Annotated in this window: 26 protein-coding genes; all 26 read left to right on the top strand. The window is 43.2% G+C overall.

The window, feature by feature from the left end:
* Positions 1-8: 8 nt before the first annotated feature.
* The 26 genes from ftsY to fliE all read left to right on the top strand — a co-directional run bounded on the left by ftsY (position 9) and on the right by fliE (position 23,490).
* The gene (ftsY, locus tag V8G47_RS04795) at positions 9-995 is read left to right on the top strand and encodes a signal recognition particle-docking protein FtsY (RefSeq protein WP_336199089.1); all 987 of its coding nucleotides are present in this window, start codon (positions 9-11) and stop codon (positions 993-995) included.
* Positions 996-1,173: 178 nt separating this feature from the next.
* Positions 1,174-1,485 carry a putative DNA-binding protein gene (locus V8G47_RS04790; RefSeq protein WP_371928757.1) on the top strand — a complete coding sequence of 104 codons (312 nt, stop codon included), beginning with the start codon at positions 1,174-1,176 and terminating at the stop codon, positions 1,483-1,485.
* A gap of 12 nt (positions 1,486-1,497) precedes the next feature.
* Positions 1,498-2,841: a signal recognition particle protein gene (gene ffh / locus V8G47_RS04785; RefSeq protein WP_034755693.1), complete on the top strand. Its 1,344-nt coding sequence runs from the start codon at positions 1,498-1,500 to the stop codon at positions 2,839-2,841.
* Between the two features lie 118 nt (positions 2,842-2,959).
* A complete protein-coding gene (gene rpsP / locus V8G47_RS04780) occupies positions 2,960-3,232 on the top strand; it encodes a 30S ribosomal protein S16 (RefSeq protein ID WP_034755689.1) in 273 nt (90 codons plus the stop codon).
* 12 nt (positions 3,233-3,244) lie between these two features.
* The gene (locus V8G47_RS04775; protein ID WP_034755686.1) at positions 3,245-3,478 is read left to right on the top strand and encodes a KH domain-containing protein; all 234 of its coding nucleotides are present in this window, start codon (positions 3,245-3,247) and stop codon (positions 3,476-3,478) included.
* A 230-nt stretch (positions 3,479-3,708) separates the two neighbouring features.
* Positions 3,709-4,095 (top strand): YlqD family protein, encoded by a 387-nt coding sequence (locus V8G47_RS04770; protein WP_098440794.1) that lies wholly within the window; start codon positions 3,709-3,711, stop codon positions 4,093-4,095.
* Between the two features lie 17 nt (positions 4,096-4,112).
* Complete coding sequence (gene rimM, locus V8G47_RS04765) at positions 4,113-4,628, top strand: ribosome maturation factor RimM (protein ID WP_336199088.1); 516 nt, start codon at positions 4,113-4,115, stop codon at positions 4,626-4,628.
* The gene (gene trmD / locus V8G47_RS04760) at positions 4,628-5,362 is read left to right on the top strand and encodes a tRNA (guanosine(37)-N1)-methyltransferase TrmD (protein ID WP_336199171.1); all 735 of its coding nucleotides are present in this window, start codon (positions 4,628-4,630) and stop codon (positions 5,360-5,362) included. The genes rimM and trmD overlap by 1 nt, the downstream gene beginning before the upstream one ends.
* A 136-nt stretch (positions 5,363-5,498) precedes the next feature.
* Positions 5,499-5,843: a 50S ribosomal protein L19 gene (gene rplS / locus V8G47_RS04755; RefSeq protein WP_032088854.1), complete on the top strand. Its 345-nt coding sequence runs from the start codon at positions 5,499-5,501 to the stop codon at positions 5,841-5,843.
* A 175-nt stretch (positions 5,844-6,018) separates the two neighbouring features.
* Entirely contained in the window at positions 6,019-6,558 is a 540-nt protein-coding gene (gene lepB / locus V8G47_RS04750; protein ID WP_336199170.1) for a signal peptidase I, read from the top strand.
* Positions 6,559-6,585: 27 nt separating this feature from the next.
* Positions 6,586-7,452: a ribosome biogenesis GTPase YlqF gene (gene ylqF / locus V8G47_RS04745; protein WP_336199087.1), complete on the top strand. Its 867-nt coding sequence runs from the start codon at positions 6,586-6,588 to the stop codon at positions 7,450-7,452.
* Between the two features lie 90 nt (positions 7,453-7,542).
* Positions 7,543-8,325, top strand: coding sequence for a ribonuclease HII (locus V8G47_RS04740; protein WP_336199086.1), 783 nt, complete (start codon positions 7,543-7,545; stop codon positions 8,323-8,325).
* 43 nt (positions 8,326-8,368) lie between these two features.
* The gene (locus V8G47_RS04735) at positions 8,369-10,123 is read left to right on the top strand and encodes a hypothetical protein (RefSeq protein ID WP_336199085.1); all 1,755 of its coding nucleotides are present in this window, start codon (positions 8,369-8,371) and stop codon (positions 10,121-10,123) included.
* Entirely contained in the window at positions 10,120-10,401 is a 282-nt protein-coding gene (locus V8G47_RS04730; RefSeq protein ID WP_336199084.1) for an EscU/YscU/HrcU family type III secretion system export apparatus switch protein, read from the top strand. Before V8G47_RS04735 ends, V8G47_RS04730 begins: the two co-directional genes overlap by 4 nt.
* 246 nt (positions 10,402-10,647) lie before the next feature.
* Complete coding sequence (gene sucC / locus V8G47_RS04725; protein WP_034755652.1) at positions 10,648-11,808, top strand: ADP-forming succinate--CoA ligase subunit beta; 1,161 nt, start codon at positions 10,648-10,650, stop codon at positions 11,806-11,808.
* 16 nt (positions 11,809-11,824) lie between these two features.
* The gene (sucD, locus tag V8G47_RS04720) at positions 11,825-12,727 is read left to right on the top strand and encodes a succinate--CoA ligase subunit alpha (RefSeq protein WP_336199083.1); all 903 of its coding nucleotides are present in this window, start codon (positions 11,825-11,827) and stop codon (positions 12,725-12,727) included.
* A gap of 73 nt (positions 12,728-12,800) precedes the next feature.
* A complete protein-coding gene (dprA, locus tag V8G47_RS04715; protein WP_336199082.1) occupies positions 12,801-13,676 on the top strand; it encodes a DNA-processing protein DprA in 876 nt (291 codons plus the stop codon).
* A gap of 301 nt (positions 13,677-13,977) precedes the next feature.
* Entirely contained in the window at positions 13,978-16,053 is a 2,076-nt protein-coding gene (topA, locus tag V8G47_RS04710; RefSeq protein ID WP_336199081.1) for a type I DNA topoisomerase, read from the top strand.
* Positions 16,054-16,281: 228 nt separating this feature from the next.
* A complete protein-coding gene (gene trmFO, locus V8G47_RS04705; protein WP_336199080.1) occupies positions 16,282-17,580 on the top strand; it encodes an FADH(2)-oxidizing methylenetetrahydrofolate--tRNA-(uracil(54)-C(5))-methyltransferase TrmFO in 1,299 nt (432 codons plus the stop codon).
* Between the two features lie 61 nt (positions 17,581-17,641).
* Positions 17,642-18,541 (top strand): tyrosine recombinase XerC, encoded by a 900-nt coding sequence (xerC, locus tag V8G47_RS04700; RefSeq protein ID WP_336199079.1) that lies wholly within the window; start codon positions 17,642-17,644, stop codon positions 18,539-18,541.
* Positions 18,542-18,561: 20 nt separating this feature from the next.
* A complete protein-coding gene (hslV, locus tag V8G47_RS04695; RefSeq protein WP_060669750.1) occupies positions 18,562-19,104 on the top strand; it encodes an ATP-dependent protease subunit HslV in 543 nt (180 codons plus the stop codon).
* Positions 19,105-19,166: 62 nt separating this feature from the next.
* Positions 19,167-20,579: an HslU--HslV peptidase ATPase subunit gene (gene hslU / locus V8G47_RS04690; RefSeq protein WP_336199078.1), complete on the top strand. Its 1,413-nt coding sequence runs from the start codon at positions 19,167-19,169 to the stop codon at positions 20,577-20,579.
* Positions 20,580-20,675: 96 nt separating this feature from the next.
* Positions 20,676-21,455, top strand: a complete 780-nt coding sequence (gene codY, locus V8G47_RS04685; protein WP_336199077.1) for a GTP-sensing pleiotropic transcriptional regulator CodY — start codon at positions 20,676-20,678, stop codon at positions 21,453-21,455.
* A gap of 858 nt (positions 21,456-22,313) precedes the next feature.
* Entirely contained in the window at positions 22,314-22,703 is a 390-nt protein-coding gene (gene flgB / locus V8G47_RS04680) for a flagellar basal body rod protein FlgB (protein WP_336199169.1), read from the top strand.
* Between the two features lie 2 nt (positions 22,704-22,705).
* Positions 22,706-23,167: a flagellar basal body rod protein FlgC gene (gene flgC / locus V8G47_RS04675; protein WP_336199076.1), complete on the top strand. Its 462-nt coding sequence runs from the start codon at positions 22,706-22,708 to the stop codon at positions 23,165-23,167.
* A 17-nt stretch (positions 23,168-23,184) separates the two neighbouring features.
* On the top strand, positions 23,185-23,490 hold the full coding sequence (gene fliE, locus V8G47_RS04670) for a flagellar hook-basal body complex protein FliE (RefSeq protein ID WP_336199075.1): 306 nt from the start codon (positions 23,185-23,187) through the stop codon (positions 23,488-23,490).
* Positions 23,491-23,514: the final 24 nt, after the last annotated feature.

The raw sequence follows: 23,514 nt of genomic DNA, 5'->3' as shown, positions 1-23,514 counted from the left end.
GTGGGAAAGTGAGTTTTTTTAAGAAGCTTAAAGATAAATTTACAGAGTCCAGTGATAATGTCACCGAGAAATTTAAAGATGGGTTAAGTAAAACAAGAAACAACTTCACGTCAAAGGTGAATGACCTGGTGGCCAGGTACCGTAAAGTCGATGAAGAATTCTTTGAAGAGCTGGAAGAAATCCTGATCGGAGCGGATGTCGGATTTGATACCGTCATGGAACTCATTGATGAACTTAAACTTGAAGTGAAACGAAAGAATATTCAAGATACGGAAGATGTCCAATCCGTCATTTCAGAGAAGCTTGTTGAGATCTACCAGGGCGATCGCGATGAGGACAGCAGCCTGAATATTCAAGACGATCAACTGACGGTTTTACTATTTGTCGGTGTGAATGGGGTAGGGAAGACGACGACCATCGGGAAAATGGCTCATATGTTCAAGGAACAGGGCAAAAATGTGGTTCTTGCAGCAGGGGACACTTTCCGTGCAGGAGCCATCGAGCAGCTTGAAGTATGGGGTGAACGTGTCGGGGTCCCGGTCATTAAGCAGGCGGCGGGAAGCGATCCGGCGGCTGTGATGTTCGATGCCGTCCAATCTGCCAAAGCGAAAAAGGCGGACATACTCATTTGTGATACGGCAGGAAGATTGCAAAACAAAGTGAATTTGATGAAAGAGCTTGAAAAGGTGAAACGGGTGATTGAAAGAGAAATTCCAGGAGCCCCTCATGAAGTATTACTCGTTCTTGACGCAACCACAGGTCAAAATGCCATGGTACAGGCCAAAACCTTTAAAGAAGCAACAAACGTCTCAGGTATCGTCCTGACGAAGCTTGATGGGACCGCCAAAGGCGGAATCGTACTTGCCATCCGGAACGAGCTCGAAATCCCCGTGAAATACGTGGGTCTGGGAGAAAAAATGGATGACCTTCAACCGTTCGATGCTGAAAAGTATGTATATGGCTTGTTCTCGACCCTCGTCGATGAAGAAGAATAGATCATGATCCACAAGGCAGCCTGCCAGACGATTAGATATAGTCTGGCAGGCTGCTCTACTTTTCTCTATGGAAAATCCATCAGTAACCTTGACAATCGCCCGTAAACACTGTATTCTTCATATGTAAAGGTTTTTCACTTAACAAGGAGGGATATCCGTGCTGGAGAAAACGACCAGAATGAATTATCTCTACGATTTTTATCAATCTTTGTTAACTCCTAAACAAAGAAGCTATATGTCCCTCTATTATCTCGACGATTTCTCTTTAGGTGAAATCGCTGAGGAATATAATGTCAGCCGGCAGGCAGTGTACGATAACATTAAGCGGACAGAGGCCATGATCGAGGAGTACGAAGAAAAGCTTTTATTATTTAAGAAATTTCAAGAACGCAACGAGATTCTTGACCAACTCAGACAAAAAATAGAAGAGCCATCAATCGATTCTTCTCATTGTTTAAAACTCATTGATGATCTTGAAATATTGGATTAGGAGGCGGCATGAATGGCATTTGAAGGATTAGCCGACCGACTGCAAGGTACAATACAAAAAATCCGTGGAAAAGGAAAGATTTCAGAAGCGGATGTTAAAGAAATGATGCGTGAAGTTCGTCTTGCTCTTTTAGAAGCAGACGTTAATTTTAAAGTGGTGAAGCAATTCGTCAAGAAAGTAAGTGAACGGGCTGTCGGACAAGAAGTCATGAAGAGCCTTACACCTGGTCAACAGGTCATTAAAGTTGTTCAGGAAGAGCTTACAAACTTGATGGGTGGCGAACAAAGTCAGATTGCCGTCGCTAAACGTCCACCGACTGTCATTATGATGGTTGGTTTACAAGGTGCAGGTAAAACGACGACCACTGGTAAGCTTGCGAACCTGCTTCGAAAGAAACATAACCGCAAACCGCTGTTGGTGGCTGCTGATATTTACCGTCCCGCTGCCATTAAACAGTTGGAAACGATCGGAAAGCAATTAAGCCTTCCCGTGTTTTCACTGGGGGATCAGGTAAGCCCGGTTGAAATTGCGAAAAAAGCCATCGAAAAGGCTAAAGAAGAACATCACGATTATGTTCTGATTGATACGGCAGGTCGACTTCACATTGATGAAAACCTGATGGGAGAGCTGAAAGAAATCAAAGAACTCTCCAATCCGGACGAGATTTTCCTCGTGGTGGATGCCATGACCGGTCAAGATGCAGTAAATGTCGCTCAAAGCTTCAATGACGCTCTTGGCATATCGGGTGTTGTCCTGACAAAACTCGATGGTGATACCCGTGGTGGTGCAGCGTTATCCATCCGTTCCGTCACTGAAAAGCCTATTAAATTTGTAGGTATGGGTGAGAAGATGGATGCCTTGGAAGCCTTTCATCCTGAGCGTATGGCGTCACGGATCCTTGGTATGGGAGATGTTTTATCCCTCATTGAAAAGGCTCAGGCAAACGTGGATGAAGAGAAGGCCAAAGAACTGGAACAAAAAATGCGCACAATGTCTTTCACATTTGATGATTTCCTTGATCAACTGGGTCAAGTGAGGCAGATGGGTCCACTGGACGAACTTCTCAAAATGATGCCTGGAGCAAACAAGATGAAGGGTCTCGATAAGATTCAAGTCGATGACAAGCAGATCAGTCACGTAGAGGCCATCATCCAATCTATGACCGGTGATGAAAAAACCCACCCTGAAACGATCAATGCTTCCCGTCGTAAACGGATTGCAAAAGGGAGCGGGACATCCATTCAAGAGGTGAACCGTCTTCTGAAACAATTCGAGGACATGAAGAAAATGATGAAACAGATGAGTGGGATGCAAGGAAAAGGCAAGAAAAAAGGGATGAAATTCCCATTTATGTAAGTAATTCGTTCGGTTTTTCAAAAGAAAAATTGAACTGTTAAGAAAAAACACTTTACAAACAAAATACACATTTGATATTATACTAACTTGTGTGAAACTATTCGGAGGTGCTTTAATTATGGCAGTAAAAATCAGATTAAAACGTATGGGAGCAAAAAAATCTCCTTTCTATCGTATCGTAGTTGCAGATTCTCGTTCACCACGTGATGGACGTCAAATCGAAACAGTTGGAACTTACAACCCGGTTGCTAAACCAGCTGAAGTGAAAATCGATGAAGAGTTAGCTCTTAAATGGTTATCAAACGGTGCTAAGCCATCTGACACAGTTCGTAACCTATTCTCAAACCAAGGCATTATGGAAAAATTCCACAATGCTAAAAACAGCAAGTAATCGATTAGATCGATGAAAGATCTTATTCTAACGATTGTGAAACCCCTGGTTGACCATCCGGACTCTGTCCGCGTCGATTTGGATGAAGGAACGAACGGGTTAACTTATAAGTTATCCGTTCACCCCGAGGATATGGGTAAGGTCATTGGGAAACAGGGGCGAGTAGCTAAATCGATTCGAACTGTGGTATACGCTGCAGCAGGATCTTCACAACAGAAGAAAATCTTCTTAGAGATAGTGGAGTAAGAAAGCTTCCTTTAGCCCATTACAACAAGCTCTAAGAATCAGGGGACTGACCCACAAAGGTTACTACTTAGCCTTAAGACGTCAGTCCCCTTTTTCATAGGGTTGACCGCCGTGAAATGGTATACTATCGTCAGTCGGGTTCTAAGCCCCTATATAAGCCGTTTCTCCCCTAGGAACACCCTTAAGGTCATTACTTCAGTGAGGGGTGAATAGAAGGAGGAGGAAAGACGTTGAACGTGATACATACGATAACCATTAAACAAGTCCTCACAGAAAAGAGTAAGGACCTGTTAATGAAACGCTATGAAAATCAAAAGTTTCATCTGAAAAAGGAAAGTGATCAGCTTCAGTTCGAAATGAAAAAGATTGAACGTGGCAAGAAATACCCCACTCATAAATTAAATCAGCATTTTGAAAGAGAATTGAATGAACGGGCAGAGAAAATCAAGCTGTTGGATTTTCAAATGGAACAGCTGAATATCCTCCCGATCGGCAGCGAGCTGAAGGAAAAGGAAGTCCAAGGTATGATGGACATCCAAGTTGGTGACAATTGGGAGGAAGAAACCCTTTCAAAAACGATTGTAATAGAAGACGGTATAGTGAAAGAAATACGTTAATGCAAGAGGTGAATACGATGGAAAAGTGGTTTAATGTAGGTAAGATTGTCAACACTCATGGAGTTAAAGGGGAAGTAAAGGTCGTATCGACGACAGATTTTCCTGAAGAGCGTTATCAGAAAGGGAACACTCTCTATTTGTTCCGGAATGGCCAGGAACCCCTCGGTCTCGTGATCAAATCGCACAGAAATCATAAAAGTTTTGATTTGCTAACGTTTGAAGGGTATGAAAATATCAATGAGGTCGAGAAGTTTAAAGAAGGTATCCTGAAGGTTCAGGAAGACCAGTTACAGGAACTGGACGAAGGAGAATACTATCTCCATGAAATCGTCGGCTGTAAGGTAGTGACGACCTCAGGAGAAGAGCTGGGTACCGTCAAGGAGATTTTGAGCCCGGGGGCGAACGATGTATGGGTAGTGAAGGGTGAGCGAGGGAAAGAGTACCTCATCCCCTACATAGAGGATATCGTTAAAACGGTCGATATTGAAGATCAGCTTATTACCATTGAGCCGATGGAAGGCCTCTTGTCATGATGAGAATTGACGTCCTCTCTTTATTCCCTGGTATGTTCGAAGGGATCTTCGGTGATTCCATCTTAAAGAAAGCCACTGAGAAAGCAGCCGTTACGTATAATGTAATTAACTTCCGTGAGTACGCTGATAACAAGCATAATCAGGTGGATGATTACCCTTACGGAGGAGGGGCCGGGATGGTTTTGAAGCCTCAGCCTATATTTGATGCAGTCGATGCCTTGGGAAAAGATGAAGAATCTGCGCCCCGGGTCATCCTTATGTGCCCGCAGGGAGAACGATATACCCAGCAAAAGGCAGAGGAGCTTTCGAAAGAAGATCACCTCGTGTTTATCTGCGGTCATTATGAAGGCTATGATGAACGAATCAGAGAGCACGTGGTAACCGACGAAATCTCCATTGGTGACTATGTGTTGACCGGCGGGGAACTCGGTGCGATGGTGGTCATAGATAGTGTTGTCCGTCTGCTTCCCGGAGTACTTGGGAATGAGGATTCCCCCATACTTGATTCGTTCTCTTCAGGTCTCTTAGAGCATCCTCATTACACCCGTCCTGCGGATTTCAGGGGGATGAAGGTACCCGGAGAGTTGATTTCAGGAAACCATCGTCTGATAGATGAATGGAGAGAGAAAGAGAGCCTGAGAAGGACCTATGAGAGAAGACCGGATTTATTAGAGAGTTACTCCCTCACAGACCGACAAAAGGCGTGGATAGAGGAATGGAGAAACTCTAAATAGGCTATTGCATCCTGAATGCCTGTATGATATTATATTCTTTGTGGTTCCAGGAGTTAGCTCCTGAAGTCATGGATCCCGATGTTCCGCTGCAATCAATCGCTTTTGTAAGAGCATCTGTTGGAAGGAGTTGAATAAGATGCACAAATTAATCGAAGATATTACGAAAGAACAACTTCGCTCTGATCTACCATCTTTCCGTCCTGGTGATACAGTACGTGTACACGTTAACATCGTTGAGGGTACTCGTGAACGTATTCAGGTTTACGAAGGAGTAGTAATCAAACGCCGTGGTGGCGGTATCAGCGAAACATTTACTGTTCGTAAAATTTCTTACGGTGTAGGTGTTGAGCGTACTTTCCCTGTACACACACCTAAAATCGCTAAATTAGAAGTTATTCGTCGCGGTAAAGTCCGTCGTGCGAAACTTTATTACCTGCGTAATCTGCGTGGTAAAGCGGCTCGTATTAAAGAAATTCGATAAGAACGTAAGAAAAGGAGCTTGGAGACAAGCTCCTTTTCCTTTTTCTAAAACCCTTCGTTCGAGGGAATAGAAAGAGGGTATCGACTATTTTCGGGAAACCACCAATTTTTAATGAGAATTAGAAGAATTTCTAGTAGAATAGAAAAAGATAGAAATAATCATGGGTGGTGGAAATGTGGTTAAAGAAAAAAACGAGTGGTGGGAATGGATGAAGGCCCTGTTAATCGCAGTCGGATTAGCAGCTATCATCAGATTCTTTTTATTTGCCCCCATCGTAGTTGACGGATTATCAATGATGCCTACTTTACATAATGGTGACCGAATGATTGTAAGTAAACTGGGAGAGCCTGAGCGGTTCGATATCGTCGTTTTCCATGCTCCCGAGCAAAAGGATTATATCAAACGGGTCATCGGCCTGCCGGGGGATAAAGTAGAGTATAAAAATGATACATTATATATTAATGGAAAAGCCTATACTGAACCATATCTCAAAGAATACAAAGATCAATTGAACGTCGGTGTCTTAACCGAAGATTTCTCATTAAAGGATATAACAGGTGAAGAAAGAGTACCGGATGGAGAAATTTTTGTTATGGGGGATAACCGTCGATTCAGTAAAGATAGCCGCCATATCGGGACGGTCTCGACCGATGAGGTAATCGGGGACACGAAAGTGATCTATTGGCCTGTTAAAGATTTCGGTTTGGTGAAATAATAGAAAAAAGTGTTTGGAGGTGGTCATATGACGATACAATGGTTTCCAGGGCATATGGCTAAAGCTCGTAGACAAGTTACTGAGAAATTAAAACTTGTAGACATAGTGATTGAATTAGTAGATGCAAGAATCCCGTTATCATCCAGAAATCCGATGATTGAAGAGATCATCGGTCAAAAGCCGCGACTCGTTTTATTAAATAAAGCAGACATGGCAGACACGAACAGGACCAATCAGTGGATTGCCTACTTTAAAGAGCAGGGAATCACCGCGCTTGCGGTAAATGCACAGGCCGGCAAAGGTCTTCAAGTCATCGTGCAGGCTGCTAAAGAAATCCTGAAAGATAAATTCGATCGTATGAAGTCGAGGGGAATGAGGCCACGGGCCATCAGGGCGATGATCGTGGGGATTCCAAACGTAGGTAAATCCACCTTGATCAACAGACTGGCGAAGAAGAATATCGCCAAAACTGGAAATACACCTGGTGTGACGAAAGCCCAGCAATGGATCAAGGTCGGTAAAGAGCTTGAACTGCTCGATACCCCCGGCATTTTATGGCCGAAGTTCGAAGATCCCAAGGTAGGCTATAAGCTGGCATTGACGGGAGCCATCAAAGATACCATCCTGAATTTGCAGGATATAGCCGTATATGGCCTTCGTTTCCTTGCAGAGCATTATCCAGAGCGATTAGAGGAGCGTTACGGCCTCGAAGAGATATCTGAAGAGGTAGTGGATAGCTTTGATAAGATCGGGGCTAAAAGAGGCTGTCTGATGGCCGGTGGAGAAGTCGATTATGACAAGACTTCTGAAATCATCGTCAGGGATATCCGGAATGTTCAGTTAGGACCTATGACATTTGATTTTATCGGTGAAGCTGAAAAAGAAAGTGAATAACGGCAGAGGCTGTATGGAGGGAGTGGATCTCTTTGACACAGCCTCTTTATTTTTGTGCGGGATATCCGATATATACGAGGAGGAACAAAGGTGACGAAAGTACATAGAACGATCAGTGAAATCAAACAATTGATCGGGACACTGAAAGAGTCTGATCCGATTTTGGAAGAATTGAAACAGGATGAGAGAAAAGGGGTTCAGAAACTTCTGCTTCAGCTTGAAAGGGAACGAAAGAAGCAGGCTAAGGAGAAAAAGGAGTTTCAAGACCTCACACGATATGAGCAGGAGCTGCGTCTTCAAGGATTTACCCGCATCGCCGGGATAGACGAAGTGGGAAGGGGGCCACTTGCAGGGCCTGTCGTAACGGCAGCGGTCATCCTTCCCCAAGACTTCTACCTGGCGGGATTGAATGACAGCAAGAAACTTTCAGAAGGAAAAAGAGAAGAGTATTATGAATACATCCAACATCATGCGATTTCAATTGGAGTTGGAATGGTCCACGCGGAGGAGATCGATTCCATCAATATTTATCAAGCGACGAAAAAAGCGATGAAGGAAGCAATCGTCCAGCTGCCGGTTCAGCCTGATTACTTATTGATCGACGCAATGAAAATTGTATCGCCATATCCGAGTCAGTCAATCGTCAAGGGGGATTCAAAAAGCATATCCATTGCGGCAGCTTCTATTATCGCAAAGGTTACGAGAGACAGGATGATGCAGGAATATGCTGGACAATATCCCGGCTATGCTTTCGAGAAAAATGCAGGATATGGAACAAAAGACCATTTAAAAGGACTTGAGCAATTAGGAGTGACCCCACTTCACCGGAAAAGCTTCGCACCGGTAAAAGAGCTTCTCGAGACAAAGGGATAAGCGTTTTATTGTAGGATGAATAACAGGGGACAGGGGGAGAGAGATGACCCACATTCACGGTACTGCAAGGAATCAGACACTTTCCTCCCTTGGTGGAAAACCATTTTCGGTCCAGGGAGGAAAGGTTATCAATATAAAGGTACATAAGTTGATGGGTGATGATCTGGCAGAAGTATCCGCAAACGGTCAGCGGTTCTTGGCAAAGCTTGAAACCCCTTTAAAAGCAGGGGAGCGTCAATGGGTGGAAGTGAAGCAGACAGAGACAGGAATCAGCCTCAAATTGATCCCGTCTCCCCAAGTAGATGGTGAGGGTATAGCTTCTAAGCTCTTGCATCATCTATCCATTTCGGGCGATGAGAAAGCTATGACTTCTTTGGTAAAGGACCTTGTGAAGGATAAGATACCGATTCATAAAGAGATGCTGGTGTTTGCAGGGAAGCATGTGACAGGGAAAGATGCACCTCTTCATTCAAAAATCATCGTGGAAATGGCTAAGAGGAACATGCCATTTACAAACAGGGTATTCCTTTCGATGAAAGCCGGGGAAAAAGGTGATTTTATTTCCCTTCTGGATACTCTTTCTTCAAGGTTAAGCGAAGCGGGAGGAGATGGAGGCACTCTTCAAATGATTCGAAGGATTCAGGAACCCTTGAGAAGGAATATATCTGAAAATCTTGTCATCAAAGCTTTGACGGGTTTAGCGAATTCTTCCCAGACGTACGCAACCCGTTTGGGACATTTCGATGTATTAAAGTCCCTTGGATTCATCCCGGGCGAAACGGTCATGAATCAATGGAAGGAAGGATTAGCGGGCATGATCCTTGATAGGGTCACTTCAGATGGGGAGGGCGAGCCGGCGTCTTTTGAGGGTCTTCGAAGCGGCCGTAACCAGGCTCCAGGTGTGAGTGGGTCCGGTCAAGAATACACTAAATCAGCTTTCTCCCTTGTGGATAAATGGATGAACATCCTTACAGGCTCAGAAACCCGCCTGGAGGGAACCCAAGAAGAGACGCCTGAAGCAGCGGCAAGACAGCTGATCGGATTAGCAGGGAAGGAAAGGCTCGTGGAAATGAACTTTAGCAGGCTTGAACAGATATGGGGGAAAGGTGTCCCTTCATCCAATCAGGAAAAAATCTTTCAGATGCTCTACCATCAGACGGTATCGGACCTGACGGAACAACTCAGGGGAGATGAATTGGCCAAAGTATTAAAAAGGGTGATCGGTGAGTTTGGAATCAACTATGAAGCTCAGGTCCATAAAGGACTTGAGATCCAGGGCAATACGCTGAAGGAGCATCTTATCGGGCTAAGCCAGCAACATCCGGCGACAGACATCCGCCAATTAGCCGATGACATTGTCCTGAGGATGAACCATCAAGTGCTTCACTCCCAGGATCCATCCCCTCTCCTTACAATCGTTCAGCAGTTTCCAATGTATCTGTTCGGACGAAATACGGATATCACGTTACAATGGACAGGAAAAGAGAAGGAAAAGGGAGTCATCGACGGTGACTATTGCCGGGTATTATTTTACTTGAATATGAAGGAAATGGATGAAACCTTGATCGATATGCAGGTTCAACACCGTGTCATTTCACTTACCGTTTGGAATGACCATCCAGCAGCAGAAGCCTTGTCCCAACCACTCATTCCTGATCTGAAAAATGGCCTCGAGAAATTGGACTATCAGCTATCCTCCGTAAAGGTGAAGAAACCCGATAAACACGAAAGCCTCTCAGAAAAGATCTTAGGGGACGAGTCCAACCGAACATTTTCCGGAGTTGATGTAAGGATATGAAAGCCCGTCACGAGAGGAAAGAAGCGATTGCTCTGGGGTATAATCAGCAGGATGGATCAGCCCCGAAAGTCGTGGCAAAAGGAAAAGGGATGATCGCTGAAAATATCCTGTTAAAAGCGGGTGAGCATGGAGTACCTGTTCAAGAGGATAAGAGCCTGTTATCCCTGCTTGGCAACCTGGATATCGGTGAATCCATCCCGGAGGAATTATATGGGGCCGTAGCGGAAGTGTTCGCTTTTATATACCGTTTGGACAAAGACATATCAAAGAAAGAATAACCAGATGGGACTCACCGTGAAGATGAAGGTTGCTAGATTGATTAGGTGAAATATATTTTTTGAGTATAATAATTTATATGCATATCTCACAGTGAAAATGGCGTAATGTGGATGAATTCTATCTAAATATGTTCAGAATTTTTAAATTAATATAATATTTTTAGCATAATGGTAGACATATATACTGTCATTTTATACAATGAAAGCGCAGTCTATTTTTTGAAGAGTTTGATAGGAGGATGGAAAATGAATATCCATGAATATCAAGGTAAAGAAATCCTCAGAAATTACGGGGTGTCCGTACCAAATGGTAAAGTGGCTTTTACAGCTGAAGAGGCAGTAGAAGCGGCGAAGACGTTAGATTCCAGCGTATATGTTGTAAAGGCGCAAATCCACGCAGGTGGACGGGGGAAAGCAGGCGGAGTCAAAATCGCCAAGAGCCTTGACGAAGTGCGTACATATGCAGAAGAATTAATCGGAAAAACTTTAGTTACTCACCAAACGGGTCCTGAAGGTAAGGAAGTAAAGCGCTTACTTATCGAAGAAGGCTGTGATATCAAGAAAGAGTATTATGTAGGTCTAGTACTCGACCGTGCAACTTCCCAGGTTGTCCTGATGGCATCTGAAGAAGGCGGAACGGAAATCGAAGAAGTAGCGGAACAAACACCGGAAAAAATCTTTAAAGAGTACATCGATCCAGTGGTCGGATTAACAGGTTTCCAAGCGAGACGTATTGCATTCAATATCAATATCCCTCAAAAACTTGTAGGAAAAGCGGCTAAGTTCATGATGGGTCTTTACAATGTGTACATCCAAAAGGATGCTTCAATTGTCGAAATCAACCCTCTAGTAGTGACAGGTGATGGAGACGTCATGGCACTTGATGCGAAGTTCAACTTCGATTCAAATGCATTATACCGTCAAAAAGATGTCATCGAATTACGGGATCTTGAAGAAGAAGATGCGAAAGAAATCGAAGCTTCCAAATATGACCTGAGCTATATTTCCCTTGACGGTAATATCGGCTGCATGGTTAACGGTGCAGGACTTGCCATGGCTACGATGGACATCGTGAAGCATTATGGCGGAGATCCCGCTAACTTCCTGGATGTTGGGGGCGGTGCAACGGCAGAGAAGGTAACAGAAGCATTCAAAATCATCCTTTCTGATGAAAACGTTAAAGGTATTTTCGTTAATATCTTCGGTGGAATCATGAAGTGTGACGTCATTGCAACGGGTGTAGTTGAAGCAGCCAAGCAGATCGGTCTTCAAGTACCACTTGTGGTTCGTCTTGAAGGAACGAATGTTGACTTAGGAAAAGAAATCCTTAATGAATCAGGATTGAATATTATTGCAGCTGAATCCATGGCAGACGGCGCACAAAAAATCGTTGAGCAAGTAGGCTGAGAAAGGCGGGGGACTAATGAGCGTATTTATTAATAAAGATACCAAGGTTGTTGTACAAGGAATTACAGGATCAACAGCTCTTTTCCATACAAAGCAAATGCTTGAATACGGTACACAGATCGTGGCAGGTGTTACACCTGGAAAAGGCGGAACAGAGGTTGAAGGCGTACCTGTTTTCAATACTGTGGAAGAAGCGAAGAAAGCAACTGGCGTAAATGCTTCCGTTATCTATGTTCCTGCTCCATTTGCAGCAGATGCAATCATGGAAGCGGTAGATGCCGAGCTTGATTTGGCCATTTGTATCACAGAGCATATCCCTGTATTGGATATGGTGAAGGTTAAGCGTTATATGGAAGGCAAGAAAACACGCCTTGTCGGGCCTAACTGTCCCGGAGTCATCACTCCTGACGAGTGTAAAATCGGGATCATGCCTGGTTACATCCATACAAAAGGTCATGTGGGGGTTGTTTCCCGTTCTGGTACACTAACGTATGAAGCCGTTCACCAACTTTCACAAGCTGGAATCGGACAGTCAACGGCAGTCGGTATCGGTGGAGACCCTGTAAACGGTACAGATTTCATCGACGTATTGAAGGCATTCAATGATGATGAAGATACGTATGCCGTGATCATGATCGGTGAAATCGGAGGTACTGCAGAAGAAGAAGCCGCTGAGTGGATCAAGGCAAATATGACGAAGCCGGTAGTAGGCTTCATCGGTGGGCGTACTGCACCTCCAGGGAAACGTATGGGACATGCCGGTGCGATTATTTCAGGTGGTAAAGGAACGGCAGATGAGAAAATCCGCGTCATGAATGAATGTGGAATTCAAGTTGCGCCGACTCCATCAGATATGGGTGAAACATTGATCAAGGTTCTTAAAGAAGAGGGAATCCTCGATAAATGTAAAACGCATTAATCTTTTATTGAGACTGACGGCTTGGCTGTCAGTCTCAGTTTTATCTATTCAAATGATAGTTAGGAGGCTTTTAATGAAAGGAAACCGCCATCTTGTCTTTCATATTCACCACTGCCGAGGAATTGGCTTGAAAGGAATAAAACGATTAGTTGAAACTCATCAGGAACTTCACTCTGTCCTTACACTCCCTATATCAAAGCTCCAACAGATAACCCGTGCTACTACTACGAATATAGAAACCTTCTATAAAGACCTCCATTCCTTTCCTTCAAAACGCTATATGCAGCTCTATGCCGAGAATAACATAGAGTGGATCACCGTTTATGATGAAGATTATCCCGCCTTGTTGAAAAATGTGTATGATCCGCCATTTCTACTCTTTTTAAAAGGGGACAGGAAACTGCTCCTCTCTTCTCCAAAATTGGCTGTCATAGGTTCCAGAAATGCCACTTCCTACACAGAAAAAGTACTTCACACCATGATTCCACAACTGGTCAAACGTGAGGTTGTGATTGTAAGCGGACTGGCAAAAGGGGCAGATACGATCGCTCATAAAGAAGCGATAAGATCAGGTGGCAGAACGATAGGGGTGCTTGGAGGAGGATTCCAGCATATTTATCCTAAGCAAAATATGGATTTGGCCAATCATATGAAGGATCATCACCTCCTACTTTCTGAATATCCCCCATATATCAAACCGGAAAAATGGCATTTCCCATTTAGAAATCGGATCATCAGTGGGCTCAGTGATGCGGTACTTGTCACAGAAGCGACAAAAAAGAGCGGTACCTATATCACGGCGGATTATGCTTTGAATGAAGGCAGAGAAGTTCTGTGCATACCAGGGTCCATACACGATCCGTTAGCAGAAGGAACAAACGCCCTGATACAAGAAGGTGCAAAGATGGTTCTGACAATAGAAGACATATTCTCAGAGCTCAGGGTATAAACTTTGAAAATATGATGTAAAATCTATTAATAAAGGGATTTTGTGAACATGAAACGATGAATATCACATGTATTTTATACAAAATGGTTGCATTTATGGTAAAACTGTTATACATTTTGCAACAGGTATCAAAAACTGTATATAAGAGAAATAAATAGATAAGAGCAGTACTTCTCTACACTGAAATCATTCTTACACCTATGTGAATGTAAGTGTAAACGTTTCCGTTTGTGCTTGTTGAAAGAACATTCCAAGGTGCTATAAAACAGTGATTATTTTCCTCTTTAAGGAGGCTTATTGGATGGCAGATTATTTAGTAATAGTGGAATCGCCGGCTAAGGCGAAAACGATTGAACGTTATTTAGGTAAAAAATATAAGGTCAGGGCATCAATGGGCCACGTCAGGGACTTGCCAAAAAGTCAGATGGGCGTCGATGTCGAAAATGAATTCGAACCGAAGTATATCACCATACGCGGCAAAGGCCCCGTATTAAAAGAATTAAAAACCGCAGCAAAAAAAGTGAAAAGAATCTTTCTGGCAGCCGACCCCGACAGAGAAGGGGAAGCAATCGCCTGGCACTTGGCTCATAGCCTTGATATGGATACTACATCAGAATGCCGGGTCGTATTCAACGAAATTACGAAGGATGCGATCAAAGAATCATTCAAGCACCCCCGTGCAATCAATATGGACCTGGTGGATGCCCAACAGGCACGAAGGATCCTGGACCGGTTAGTCGGTTACAACATCAGCCCATTATTATGGAAAAAGGTTAAAAAGGGACTGAGTGCAGGACGGGTCCAATCCGTTGCAGTCCGGTTGATCATCGACAGGGAAAATGAAATCAAAGCCTTCACTCCTGAAGAGTATTGGTCCATCGAAGCAGAATTCACAAAAGGTAACGATACCTTCCAGGCATCATTTTATGGCATGGACGGTAAAAAGGTGGAATTGAAAACCGAAGAAGAAGTAAAGGATGTCCTTGGTAAGGTGAAAGGGAAGTCTTTCGAAGTGAATAAAGTCACAAAGAAGGAAAGAAAGAGAAATCCCGCACCACCGTTTACCACTTCATCCCTTCAGCAGGAGGCAGCCCGTAAATTGAATTTCCGGGCAAAGAAGACGATGATGCTTGCACAGCAATTATACGAAGGAATCGAAATGGGGAAACAAGGAACCGTCGGATTTATCACGTACATGAGAACGGACTCCACCCGGATTTCTGAAGTAGCTCAGAAAGAAGCCAATGAATATATCGTGAATAAATATGGCGAGGATTTTATCAAACAGTCTGAGCGTAAAGAGAAAAAACAACAAAAAGCCCAGGATGCCCATGAAGCCGTTCGGCCTACCAGTACCTTGAGGGACCCGTCTTCGGTTAAACAATTCCTTTCAAGAGACCAATATCGCCTGTATAAATTGATTTGGGAGCGTTTCGTAGCAAGTGAGATGGCACCTGCTGTCATGGACACGATGAGTGTAGATCTCGTAAACGGCTCCGTTATGTTCAGGGCATCTGGTTCGAAAGTGAAATTCCCGGGTTTTATGAAAGTATATGTTGAGGGATCAGATGATCAAAAAGAAGAAAAGGACAATTTCCTTCCTGCACTTGAAGAAAAAGATAAAGTGAAGAGTGAAAACATTGATCCCAATCAGCATTTCACACAGCCGCCGCCAAGATACACCGAGGCAAGACTCGTGAAAACATTGGAAGAACTCGGTATCGGCAGACCGTCCACATATGCTCCGACACTTGATACGATTCAAAGGAGAGGATACGTTACTCTGGATAACAAGCGATTTATCCCGACAGAACTTGGAGAAATCGTGCTAGAGTTAGTGAGGGAATTCTTCCCTGATATCATCGATGTCGAGTTCACAGCTAACATGGAACGGAGCCTGGATGACATCGAGGACGGCAATGTGAAGTGGGAAAGAATCATTGACCGGTTTTATCAGGATTTTGAAAAACATCTCGAAAAAGCAGAAAATGAAATGGAGAAAATTGAAATCCGCGATGAACCTGCCGGGGAAGACTGTGAAGAATGCGGTCACGCAATGGTATTCAAAATGGGACGATACGGTAAGTTCATGGCCTGCAGCAATTTTCCTGATTGTCGTAATACCAAGCCGATCGTGAAAGAAATCGGTGTGAAATGCCCTAAATGTGAAAAAGGGAATATCATTGAGCGTAAAAGCAAGAAGAAGCGTATTTTCTACGGATGTGACCAGTATCCCGAATGTGATTTCTTATCATGGGATAAACCGATTGAACGGAAATGTCCGAAATGTTCAGAGCTGCTCGTGGAGAAGAAGCTTAAAAAAGGTAATCAAATTCAATGCACGAATTGTGATTATAAAGAAGAACCTCAGAAATAGTGATGAAAAACGATTGATTGTTGAACAATGAACGAATACAATGGAACGAGGGACTGTCCCAACAGGTGATTTCTCTATTACCTGGTGGGTCAGCCCTTTTGTGTTTTCTCTGAATCTTTGTAACAAAGGATACATATTTTCAATATATAATTATCTTTCTTATCATTGTCCCTTGGTGTACAATGCAAATTGGATAAAGCGCTCGGAATGTAGGAGGTCAACAGATAAATGTCAGTAAATGTTATTGGAGCAGGGTTAGCAGGAAGTGAAGCGGCTTGGCAAATTGCGAAAAGGGGAATAAAGGTCAACCTTTTCGAAATGAGACCCATCATCAAAACCCCTGCCCACCATACAGATAAATTTGCAGAATTGGTGTGCAGTAATTCACTCAGGGCGAATACACTTACGAATGCAGTCGGAGTATTAAAAGAAGAAATGAGATGTTTGGATTCAGTCATTATGGCAGCAGCGGATGCCTGCTCTGTACCGGCTGGAGGCGCACTTGCCGTCGATCGTCATGAATTTGCAGCACATGTTACAAATAAAGTGAAGAACCACCCGAATGTTACCGTGTTTAATGAGGAAGTAACGGATTTACCGGAGGGTATCACCATTGTTGCTACCGGGCCGCTGACGAGTGAGGGTCTTTCTAATCAAATCAAACGACTGACAGGGGAAGAACATTTATACTTCTATGACGCGGCTGCCCCGATCATAGAAAAGGATTCCATCGATATGGACAAAGTATATTTAAAGTCCCGATATGACAAAGGGGAAGCTGCATACTTGAACTGTCCGATGACCGAGAGTGAGTTCAATCGATTCTATGAAGCCCTTATCTCCGCAGAGACGGTGCCGTTGAAAGAATTTGAGAAAGAAGTATTCTTTGAAGGATGCATGCCCATTGAGGTAATGGCTTCCCGCGGGAAGAAGACGATGTTATTCGGCCCCCTTAAGCCGGTGGGACTTGAAGATCCCAAAACAGGTAAACGTCCATATGCCGTGGTACAGTTGAGACAGGATGATGCCGCGGGGACCCTTTATAATATTGTCGGATTCCAAACCCATTTAAAGTGGGGACCTCAGAAAGAGGTTCTGCAATTGATCCCTGGACTAGAGAATGCTGATATTGTGCGTTACGGCGTCATGCACAGGAATACCTTCATCAATTCACCGAAGGTCCTGAAGGATACGTATCAGTTAAAGGATCATGGGAACCTGTTTTTCGCCGGCCAAATGACAGGTGTGGAAGGATATGTGGAATCTGCTGCAAGTGGATTGATTGCTGGTATCAATGCCGCCAAACTCGCAGTTAAAGAAGAACCCGTCGTGTTTCCATTTGAAACGGCCATGGGAAGTATGGCAAGATATATCACTACAGCGAATAAACATAACTTTCAACCGATGAATGCCAATTTCGGTCTTTTCCCGGAATTACCAAAAAAGGTAAAAGGGAAGAAAGAACGCAATGAGCAGCATGCAAACCGGGCCTTGGAAACAATTCAGAACTTTGCGAAAAAAGTGTAAAATTCATTGCAAGGGTTCCCCGGTTGTGTTACTATTTAGTAGCCCTTGTGAGGTGTTAAACATGAATAAGCAATTAGAAGAACAATTACATTCCTTTACTGAATATTTACAAATAGAAAAACATTATTCTGTTCATACATTTGAACAATATCGTCATGATATCGAAGAATTTTACGTATTTATGAAAGAACAAGGTTTACGTTCACTAAAAGATGTCGAGTATTCTGATGCACGACTTTTTTTAACTAAGCTGCATGATCACGGTTTAAAGAGGTCTTCCGTCTCAAGGAAGGTTTCGAGCATAAGAAGCTTTTACCGTTATTTAAATCGGGAAAAGCAACTACTCGATAACCCCTTTTCCTATGTTAATCTTCCGAAGAAGGAACAACGATTGCCTGCCTTTTTTTATGAAGAGGAAATACAGGCATTGCTGGTTGCTTGTGACGGGGACACCCCATTAGAGATGCGTAACCTGGCTATATTCGAACTTCTTTATGCCACGGGGATCCGTGTAAGTGAGTGTACGAATATACAGTTGGGTGACGTGGACCTTGGGATGTCTACGCTCCTGGTAAAAGGGAAAGGGAAAAAAGAAAGGTATGTCCCATTTGGAAGCTTTGCACATGATGCCTTAGAACAATACATATTACATTCCCGGCCGAAGCTTGCGAAGGATGTTTCCCATACTCAATTGCTGGTCAACCATCGTGGTGGAGCATTAACCCAAAGAGGCATCCGTCTCATTTTAAATAAGATTATCGAGAAAGCATCCTTGACGGGGAAGATACACCCCCATATGCTGCGTCACACGTTTGCAACCCATTTATTGAATAATGGCGCCGATTTAAGGACGGTTCAGGAACTTCTTGGACACGCTCAGCTTTCATCCACACAGCTGTATACCCATGTTTCCAAGGATCAGTTACGAAAAACGTATTTAGCACATCACCCACGTGCTTAGAAGAGTTGGAGGTTTAGGAAATGGAACAATTCCACGCAACCACAATATTTGCCGTACAGCATAATGGCAAGTGTGCGATGTCCGGTGACGGACAGGTAACATTCGGTAATTCAGTTGTCATGAAGCATACGGCAAAAAAAGTACGAAAGCTTTTTAATGGAAAAGTATTGGCTGGATTCGCGGGATCCGTTGCCGATGCGTTCACTTTGTCTGAAATGTTTGAAGGGAAGCTTCAGGAGTTCAACGGCAACCTTCCAAGAGCTGCAGTCGAGCTCGCAAAACAGTGGAGGAGCGATAAAGTACTGAGAAAGCTTGAAGCGATGTTGATTGTCATGGATGAAAGCCACCTTCTGTTAATTTCGGGGACAGGTGAAGTGATTGAACCGGATGATGGGATCCTGGCCATCGGTTCCGGTGGAAATTACGCATTATCCGCCGGCAGGGCATTAAAGCAGTATGCCGGAGACCACTTGACTGCAAAGGAAATCGCACGTTCTTCCCTTCAAATCGCTGCCGATATATGTGTATATACGAATAACCAAATTATCGTTGAAGAGCTTTAAGCTATTACAGGTAAGAATTGATATTCTCTCACACTATAGGAAAGTAAGGAGTGTGCCATTTGATGAAGAGTACTGATCACTTAACCCCGAGACAAATAGTTGAACGATTGGATCAATACATTGTAGGCCAAAAGGACGCCAAGAGAGCGGTTGCCGTAGCGCTGAGAAATCGTTACAGACGGAGCCTTCTATCCGATGTATTGAAAGATGAAGTGATTCCAAAGAATATCCTAATGATGGGTCCGACGGGTGTCGGTAAAACGGAAATAGCCAGAAGGATCGCAAAATTGGTCCGTGCCCCATTTGTAAAAGTGGAGGCAACCAAGTTTACGGAAGTGGGTTATGTTGGACGTGATGTTGAATCGATGGTCAGAGATCTGGTTGAGACATCCGTCCGTCTGGTGAAAGAGGAGAAAATGGTCGGTGTCCGGGAAAGAGCAGCTGAAAATGCAAGTCGGCGTCTGGTAGAGCTTGTGGTTCCGTCCAAAAAGAAATCATCTTCTTATAAAAACCCATTCGAAATGATCTTCGGCGGCAACGGGGCACAAGGTACATCTGAAGAAGAGGAAGAAAAGCAGGAAGAGATTTCACTCCAAGAGCAAAGAAGAAGAATGGAAAAAAGACTTGAAAATGGTGAATTGGAAGAGGAATTCATCACAATTGAAGTCGAGGAGCAGCCAGCATCCATGTTTGATATGCTCCAAGGTTCAGGAATGGAACAAATGGGGATGAATATGCAGGATGCCCTGAGTAATTTCATGCCGAAGAAAAAGAAAAAGCGTAAATTGAAGGTGAAGGAAGCAAGAGTTGTGCTGACAAATGAGGAAGCTCAAAAGCTTATTGACATGGATGAAGTAACCCAGGAAGCAATCATTCGTGCAGAGCAATCCGGGATCATCTTCATTGATGAAATCGATAAAATTGCCAGCAAGAGCTCAGGCCAATCTTCTGCTGATGTATCCAGGGAAGGAGTTCAACGGGATATCCTTCCGGTCGTGGAAGGATCGACCATTGTCACGAAATATGGATCAGTGAAGACAGATCATGTCCTATTCATTGCAGCCGGTGCCTTCCACATGAGTAAACCTTCTGATCTTATCCCTGAATTGCAGGGACGTTTCCCGATCAGGGTGGAACTTCAGAAGTTGTCTACAGACGACTTCGTGCGGATCCTTGTTGAACCGGATAATGCCATTATTAAACAATATATTGCTTTAATGGAAACAGAAGGTATACAAATTGAATTTTCTGACGATGCTATTCGTAGACTCGCTGAAATCGCTTATGATGTGAATCAAAACACCGATAATATCGGGGCCAGACGACTTCATACAATCATGGAAAAACTACTTGAAGACCTATCCTTTGAAGCGCCTGATATCACCCTGGAGACGGTAAAGATCACACCGCAATATGTGGATGATAAACTTGGCGCCATTTCAAAAGATAAAGATCTGAGTCAGTTCATTCTTTAAGTTTTTCTTTACCCTTTATGGGGTATAGGTAGATGGATTAAGGATCATATAAAATTAAATAATAGATACACTTTAGTTGTAGTAGGAGGAAACGTAATGAATTTATTAGGTAAAACAAGAACAATCAATGCCATGCTGCAAAAAGCAGCTGGGAAACCGGTGAACTTCAAAGAAATGTCAGAAACATTAAGTCAGGTGATTGAGGCGAATGTATTCGTAGTTAGCCGTCGTGGAAAACTACTTGGCTATGCCATCAATCAACAAATCGAAAATGAGCGGATGAAGCAAATGCTTGCTGACCGTCAATTTCCTGAAGAGTATACTCAAAATTTATTTAATGTACAAGAAACATCTCCCAACCTGGATGTGAACAGCGAATATACCGCTTTCCCTGTTGAAAATAGAGAGTTCTTCAAAAATGGTTTAACGACCATCGTCCCGATCATCGGTGGTGGGGAAAGATTAGGAACATTAATCCTTGCTCGTCTTGAAGAAAGCTTTGAAGATGATGATCTGATTCTCGCTGAATATGGAGCAACTGTAGTAGGGATGGAGATCCTTCGTGAAAAAGCCGATGAAATCGAAGTGGAAGCCAGAAGCAAGGCTGTCGTCCAGATGGCAATCAGCTCCCTTTCATACAGTGAGTTAGAAGCCATTGAACACATCTTTGAAGAACTTAATGGAAATGAAGGACTTCTGGTTGCTTCTAAAATCGCTGATAGAGTCGGAATTACGCGCTCAGTGATCGTCAACGCCCTTCGCAAGCTTGAAAGTGCAGGCGTTATTGAATCCCGTTCTCTGGGAATGAAAGGTACTTACATCAAGGTATTAAATAATAAATTCTTGGTGGAATTAGATAAATTGCGTACAAACTAATATAAAAAAGCTGTTTCCCTCTCGGGGAAACAGCTTTTTTTTGTATTAAATTGATGCTGAGACAAAAGTGATTAGGTAAAAGAAAATCCCAACGAGTATTCGAAGTTCATATTTAAAATCGAAATCGTTCGGATATATCATTTAGCTATTTACGTGTTGTTTTTGGATGAAGTGAGTAGTGGTTGATTTCCGCTCCAGGTGCTCGCTTTCCGCGGGGCTGGCGGTGAGCCTCCTCGGGGTCTCACCTGTCCAGCGTTTCCCGCAAGATTCGAGCACCTTCCGCTACAATCAACTTTACAAGCGTAAGTGCCAGTCCTATAGCTTCTCAGCTTATATGGACTGTAGTGAAATGTCAGATTGTTTAGGGAAAATAAGTCGAATGGACTATCGGCAATTGTTCTTTTTGTATTGTCATCTATGATGGTGATAGTACAATAAAGTTACAACAATGTTACGACCAAATTCGACATCCTTCCGAACTGGGGGATAAATAGAGGGGTTTAAGGATTCACCTGATCTTAGGTGAAGTTTTCTTATGCATATTGGGAATGAATTTCTCGCATGTGACCGGTCTATTGGGGATATGTAAGGTGCCCTCTTTCTTACTATTCCATCTCCTTGTAATATCAATGTAACAAAATGAGAAAAACCATTTTTATTTGTAAAAATATCCATGGGAATATAAGGTTAAAAAGTAGATGAAAAGTCACGAATACGACGAATATCTCCATCTTTCTTTAAAATTTACGGAATATTCATAGACACTAATCATGCTAAACATTACAATAAATACTGTTGTATGATAAATATGTCAAAAATAGTTGAAACATGTCAAAAAAACGGATAGAGGTGCCTAAAGTGAAACTTTTTTCCAACACCTTCTCAACACTCGAAAACGGGCTGAACTACGCCTCGTTAAATCAGAAAGTGATTTCTCAAAATATTGCGAATGTAGATACACCGAATTATAAAGCGAAAAAAGTAGAGTTTAAGTCGATATTGGATCATTCCACTCAACAATTGGAAGCGAAAAGAACGAATCAGCGTCACTTTACCTTTGGATCAGACAGTCAACATCCTGCCGTAAAGACGAAATCCTCTTTTCAATACAACCATAATGGAAATGGTGTAGATCTGGATCAGGAAATGTCAGAGATGGCAACCAATCAAATTTATTTTAATGCCCTGTCAGACCGGATAAATGGGAAGTTTAACAGTCTGCAATCAGTCATAAGGGGTGGCAAGTAAGTATGGGGTTATTTACAGGTATGAATTCAACGGCTTCTGCATTAACCGCCCAACGGTTAAGGATGGACGTCATTTCGTCCAACATGGCTAATGTGGATACAACGAGAGGGAAAATGGTGGATGGTGAATGGCAGCCTTATCAACGAAAGTCTGTCGTGATGGCGCCAAAGGAAGAGCAGTTTTCGTCTTTTTTAAACCAGGCGATGAACACAAGGGGCAACCACTCAATTGGAAGTGGAGTGAAAGTTTCAAGGATTGAAGAGGACGATGAAACACCATTTAAAATGGTGTATGACCCTCTGCACCCAGATGCAAATGATGATGGGTATGTACGCCTGCCCAATGTAGATCCCCTGCGGGAGATGGTAGACCTCATTTCAGCTACACGGTCCTATGAAGCAAATGTGACAGTATTTAATGCAAATAAAGCAATGTTAATGAAGTCATTAGAAATCGGTAAGTAAAGAAAGGTTGTAGTCCTATGGCCATACACAATATAAGTTCGGTAACACCGACGGTTATAAGTCCGTCATTTTCAAAAAATAATAGTTCTCCTTCAGAGGCAACAGAAAACTTCAGTCAATTACTTAAAAAGTCCATCGACGAAGTCAATAAGATGCAAGTGCAGTCAGATCAATTAACGGAAAAACTTGTCCGGGGTGAAAACGTTGATCTCCATCAGGTGATGATCGCTTCACAAAAGGCAAGCATCACCCTGCAAGCGACAATGGAAGTCCGTAACAAAGTAGTGGAAGCATATCAAGAGATAATGAGAATGCCAATGTAGTAGGCTCATGCAGTCGAGTACCGG

It is taken from the genome of Rossellomorea sp. LJF3, assembly GCF_037046045.1.
Taxonomy (GTDB): domain Bacteria; phylum Bacillota; class Bacilli; order Bacillales; family Bacillaceae_B; genus Rossellomorea.
This window is presented reverse-complemented; position numbering and strand designations above follow the sequence as displayed.